The 5,298-nt window shown below is 65.0% G+C and carries 4 protein-coding genes; all 4 read left to right on the top strand.

Features of this window, described 5'->3' with window-relative positions:
- Positions 1–142: 142 nt before the first annotated feature.
- The gene (locus tag EOA79_RS29265; RefSeq protein WP_095824360.1) at positions 143–1,117 is read left to right on the top strand and encodes a WD40 repeat domain-containing protein; all 975 of its coding nucleotides are present in this window, start codon (positions 143–145) and stop codon (positions 1,115–1,117) included.
- Between the two features lie 190 nt (positions 1,118–1,307).
- Positions 1,308–2,684: an aspartate aminotransferase family protein gene (locus EOA79_RS29260; RefSeq protein ID WP_095824361.1), complete on the top strand. Its 1,377-nt coding sequence runs from the start codon at positions 1,308–1,310 to the stop codon at positions 2,682–2,684.
- Positions 2,685–2,695: 11 nt separating this feature from the next.
- On the top strand, positions 2,696–4,102 hold the full coding sequence (locus tag EOA79_RS29255) for a glutamine synthetase family protein (RefSeq protein ID WP_095824362.1): 1,407 nt from the start codon (positions 2,696–2,698) through the stop codon (positions 4,100–4,102).
- Between the two features lie 89 nt (positions 4,103–4,191).
- On the top strand, positions 4,192–5,298 hold a 1,107-nt coding region (locus EOA79_RS29250; RefSeq protein ID WP_128293534.1), incomplete at its 3' end, for a putative DNA modification/repair radical SAM protein.

Below are 5,298 nucleotides of genomic sequence, written 5' to 3'. Positions count from 1 at the left end.
GTTCCAGCTTGGCGATGACGGCACTCCGTCGAACACCCCTCAACCGTCTTGGCGCTACGCGCCAATCCACCTTCTCCCACAAGGGGAGAAGGGGGAGTCACACCTAGCCGCGCCGGCTGGTGAAATCGAATGGACCATCCCCATGCCGACAGTCGCCCCGCTTGATCTCGAAGGCCATTGCGTCGCCGCCGTCTTCCTCGGCGACGTGCCGCATTTCGCTTTGGCCGACGGCGCGATCCATCGGCTCGACAATGGGCACAAGACCGTACAGGCGAATGACGGGCTGCTCGCCGCCTTCCACGATGCGGCGAACGACCGCCTGATCACCGGCGGCGAGGACGGCAAGGTGTTTGAGGTCAAGGCCGGCGGCGAGGCGAGCGAACTTGCCAGCGCCTGCAGAAAATGGATCACCAGCGTTGCGGCGGGCCCTCAGGGTGCGGTCGCCTATGCCTCGGGCAAGACGGCGTTCGTCCGTTTCGCCGACGGCAAGATCAAGGAATTCGCCCATCCGCGCTCGGTGGAAGGGCTCGCCTTCTCGCCCAAGGGCATGCGCTTCGGCGTTGCCCGCTACAACGGCGCGACGCTGCATTTTCCTGCGGCGGAGGGCAAGCCGGTCGAGCTCGAATGGGCCGGCGCCCATACCGGGATCAGCTTTTCGCCGGACGGCGCTTTCCTGATTACCACCATGCAGGAAAACGCGCTGCATGGCTGGAAGCTGGCCGACGGCAAGCACATGCGCATGAGCGGCTATCCGGGCAAGGTCAAAAGCCTGTCCTGGAGCGTGAAGGGCAAATGGCTGGCGAGCTCCGGCGCGCCGGCGGCGATCGTGTGGCCTTTCGCCAGCAAGGACGGGCCGATGGGCAAGGCGCCGCTGGAGCTCGGCACGCGCGGCAATACCATGGTGACGTGCGTTGCCTGCCATCCCAGCCAGGAGGTCACCGCGATCGGCTATGAGGACGGCATGGTGATCGCGGCCCGCTTCGCCGACGCCAAGGAAGTGCTGCTGCGTCGTCCCGGCAAAGGCGCCATCACCTCGATGATGTGGGACAAGGAAGAGCGCCGCATCGTCTTCGGCAGCGCGGCCGGCGATTGCGGCGTGATCGACATCACGGCGTAAGGGATTAGGGGAATAGGGCGCCAATGGAATAGGGAAAGGAAAGCCTTCCTCCGCTGTCTTCCCAATGCCCTACTCCCTTAATCTCTTCATCCCTTAATCCCTACTGCCTGAGCCAACGCCCGCCCCCTGCGCGGCCAATTGCGGTTTTGCCGACCGGTTGGCAGAGTGCCGCGCGAGAAAGAGGGGCTTCATGCATTCAATCGACCGGACTTCCATCGGCGGCATCGCCGCCGCCCGCATAGCCGAGCTGCGCGAGGCCGAGGCGGCCGCCTTCCGCAAGGCGCGGCCGAAGTCCGAGGCCAAGGTTGGCAACGGCATGGCCGGCTTCCTCGGCGGCGTGCCGATGCATTGGATGACCGACTGGCCGACGCCATTTGCGATCCTGGTCGACAGCGCCAAGGGTGCCACGATTACCGATGTCGACGGCAACAAGCTCGACGATTTCTGCCTGGGCGACACCGGCTCGATGCTCGGCCATTCGCCGCCGCCGGTCGCCCGCGCCATCCGCCGGCAGGCAGCACGCGGCCTGACCTATATGCTGCCCAGCGAGGATGCGCTGGCGATCGGTCCGCTCTTGCAGCAGCGCTTCGGCCTGCCCTATTGGCAGATCGCCACCACCGCCACCGATGCCAACCGCTTCGCCTTGCGGGTCGCCCGCGCGGTGACGGGGCGCGAAAAGATCCTGGTCTTCAACGGCTGCTATCACGGCTCGGTCGACGAGACGATGGTGCGACTGATCGACGGCAAGCCGGTCAACCGGCCTGGGCTGGCAGGCGAGTTCCGCGATCTCACACGGGCAACCAAGGTTATCGAATTCAACGATATTGCAGCATTGGAAACGGCACTTGGCGACCGCGATATCGCCTGCGTGATCACCGAACCGGTGCTGACCAATTCCTGCATGGTGCTGCCGGAACCCGGCTTCCACGACGCGCTGCGGCGCCTCACCCGCGCCGCCGGCACGCTGCTTTTGATCGACGAGACGCACACCATTTCAACCGGGCCCGGCGGTTACACGCGAAAGCACGGGCTGGAGCCGGACCTGTTCGTGCTCGGCAAGCCGGTGGCCGGAGGCGTGCCGGCCAGCATCTGGGGCATGAGCGAGGAGGTCGCGACGCGCTACAGCACCTACAATCGCAGCAAGGAACCCGGCTATTCCGGCATGGGCACCACGCTGTCGGCCAACCCGCTGCAATTCGCGGCGATGCGGGCGACGCTCGAAGAGGTAATGACCGAGGAGGCCTATGCGCATATGGACCGGCTGGCGCGCCGCCTCGACGCGGGGCTCTCCGCCGTCATCGAGCGAAACAAGCTGCCTTGGCATGTCGCGCGCGTCGGCGCCCGCGTCGAGTTCATCTGCACGCCCGGGCCGCTCAAGAACGGCGGCGAGGCGGAGAAGGCACATGCGCCGGAACTCGAAGCCGCCGTCCATGTCGCGCTGGTCAATCGCGGCGTGCTGATCGCGCCGTTCCACAATATGATGCTGATCTCGCCGGCGACGACCGCGGCGCAGGTAAGCCGCCTGATCGCGGCTTTCGCCGCGGTTGCCGCCAGGCTTACGGCATGAGACAAGCGGCTATGGACAATCCGAGCACAGTTGTGACCTCCCCTTCGGGCTCGACGCCGGCCGAGGCGAAAGCGTTTCTCGCCGCCCATCCCGACATCGAGGCCTTCGACATCGTGCTCACCGACGCCAACGGCATCGGCCGCGGCAAGATCGTGCGCCGGCACGAGCTGATGAGCATTTTCGAGGGCGGAAGGCATATGCCGATCTCGATCCTCGGCCTCGACATCACCGGTGAGGATGTTCACGAGACCGGGCTGATCTGGGACACCGGCGACGGCGACCTCAGGGCATGGCCGGTTCCAGGCACGCTGGTGCCGCTGCACGGCACCAAGCCGCCGCGCGGCCAGGTGCTGATGGCGATGTATCGTCTCGACGGCCAGCCGATGACCTCCGATCCGCGGCTGGTGCTGGCAAGGCAAGTCGGGATCCTGGCGGCGCGCGGCCTGCATCCGGCCGGCGCCTTCGAACTGGAATTTTTTCTGCTTGCCAATGAGCGCGATGCCGACGGCAAGGTGCAGGCGGCGCGCGCGGTGCTCGACGGGCGCCGCTCGGGCAAAACGGAAGTCTATTCAGTCGACCACCTGCACGGCATGGAGCCGCTGTTTTCCGACATCTACGCCGCCGCCAGGGCGCAAGGCATTCCGGCCGAGACGGTGATTTCCGAATATGCGCCCGGACAGTACGAGCTGACGCTCAACTACCGCAAGGACGTGATGCGGGCGGCCGACGACCTGGTCATGCTGAAGCGGCTGGTGAGGGCGCAGGCGCGCCGGCACGGCGTCACCGCCTGCTTCATGGCCAAGCCGATCGAGGCCTATGCCGGTTCGGGCATGCATTTCCACGTCTCGCTGCAGGACGATGCCGGCCGCAACGTCTTCTCCGAAGCTGCCGGCGAGAAATGGTCGCCAAGCCTGCTCAACGCGCTTGGCGGCCTGATCCACACCATGGCGGAATCGATGCTGGTGTTTGCGCCGCATGCCAATTCATGGCGGCGTTTCGTGGCGCAATCCTATGCGCCGGTGGCGCCGACCTGGGGCGTCAACAACCGCTCCGTGGCGTTGCGCGTGCCGGCGGGCGATGCGATGAACCGGCGTATCGAGCACCGGCCGTCCGGCGTCGACGCCAACCCTTATCTTGTGGCGGCGACGGTGCTGGCGGGCATCGTCAAGGGCCTCGACGAGGCCCTTGACCCCGGACCGGAAACGACCGGCAACGGTTACGAGCAGACAACGGAAGCCTCCACCATGCCGACCGATTGGCGCGCCGCGATCGAGGCGGCACGTGGCTCCGAATTCCTGAAATCGGCGCTCGGTCCCGACCTGCACCGGACCTTCGTGGCGATCAAGCAGGCGGAATATCTGCGCGTCGCACGCACCGTCAGCGAACTCGACTACCACCTCTACCTCCACGAGGTCTGAGGACTTGGCCTCGCAGACGGAGTGATCACGTTTCGCCGCGACACTCAAAAGTTATAGCCAGGCGACTTTCTGGAACATATCATGAACGCATGGCTGTGATTTCCGTCCGCGAGAAACTGGCGATCCTGTCCGACGCCGCCAAATACGACGCCTCCTGCGCATCGTCCGGTTCGGCGAAACGCGATTCGCTGAAAACAGGCGGCATCGGTTCGACCGAGGGCTCGGGCATCTGCCATTCCTATGCGCCGGACGGGCGCTGCATTTCGCTGCTGAAGATCCTGCTCACCAATTTCTGCATTTACGACTGCAGCTATTGCATCAACCGGTCCTCCTCGAATGTGCGGCGAACCCGCTTCAGCGTCGACGAGGTGGTGCGGCTCACCATGGATTTTTATCGCCGCAACTACATCGAGGGTCTGTTCCTGTCCTCCGGCGTCATCCGCTCGCCGGACGAGACGATGGGCGAGATGGTCGAGGTGGCGCGACGGCTCAGGATCGAGGAGAAATTCGGCGGCTATATTCACCTCAAGACCATTCCCGAAGCGTCAGCCGAACTGATCGAAAAAGCAGGCCGTTATGCCGATCGCCTGTCGATCAATGTCGAGCTGCCGACCGACGAAGGGGTGAAGAAGCTGGCCCCGGAAAAGAAGCCGGAAACGATCCGGCTTTCCATGGCCAAGCTGCGCTGCAAGATCGAAGAGAAGGCCGAACCAACGTTGCAGAGCCGCAAACGCGAGCGCATTGCGCCGGGCGGCCAGTCGACGCAGATGATTGTCGGCGCCGACAAAACGTCCGACGACGGCATCCTGCGCGCCAGCGCCCGGCTTTATGGCAGCTATCATCTGCGCCGCGTCTATTATTCCGCCTTCAGTCCGATCCCGGATTCGTCTGCGGCGCTGCCGTTGCAGAAGCCGCCCTTGATGCGCGAGCACCGGCTTTACCAGGCGGACTGGCTGATGCGCTTCTACGGCTTCTCGCAGCCTGAAATCCTGGCCGGCAGCAATGACGGCATGCTCGACCTTGCCATCGATCCCAAACTTGCCTGGGCGCTGCGCAACCGCGGCCGGTTCCCGGTCGACGTCAATCGCGCCGATCGGGAGGCGCTGCTGCGTGTGCCGGGGTTGGGCACCAAGGTGGTCGACAGGATTCTGCAGACGCGCCGCCATCGCCGGCTGCGTCTCGAAGATGTCGGACGG

It is taken from the genome of Mesorhizobium sp. M1A.F.Ca.IN.020.03.2.1 (assembly GCF_004023205.1).
Classification (GTDB): domain Bacteria; phylum Pseudomonadota; class Alphaproteobacteria; order Rhizobiales; family Rhizobiaceae; genus Mesorhizobium.
Note: the sequence above shows the minus strand (reverse complement) of the source record. Positions and strands in the feature narration are given on the sequence as shown.

Bases quoted from the DNA above. Each gene is read 5' to 3' on its own strand.
- EOA79_RS29265 (WP_095824360.1), top strand. From the start codon at position 143: ATGCCGACAGTCGCCCCGCTTGATCTCGAAGGCCATTGCGTCGCCGCC.
- EOA79_RS29260 (WP_095824361.1), top strand. From the start codon at position 1,308: ATGCATTCAATCGACCGGACTTCCATCGGCGGCATCGCCGCCGCCCGC.
- EOA79_RS29255 (WP_095824362.1), top strand. From the start codon at position 2,696: ATGGACAATCCGAGCACAGTTGTGACCTCCCCTTCGGGCTCGACGCCG.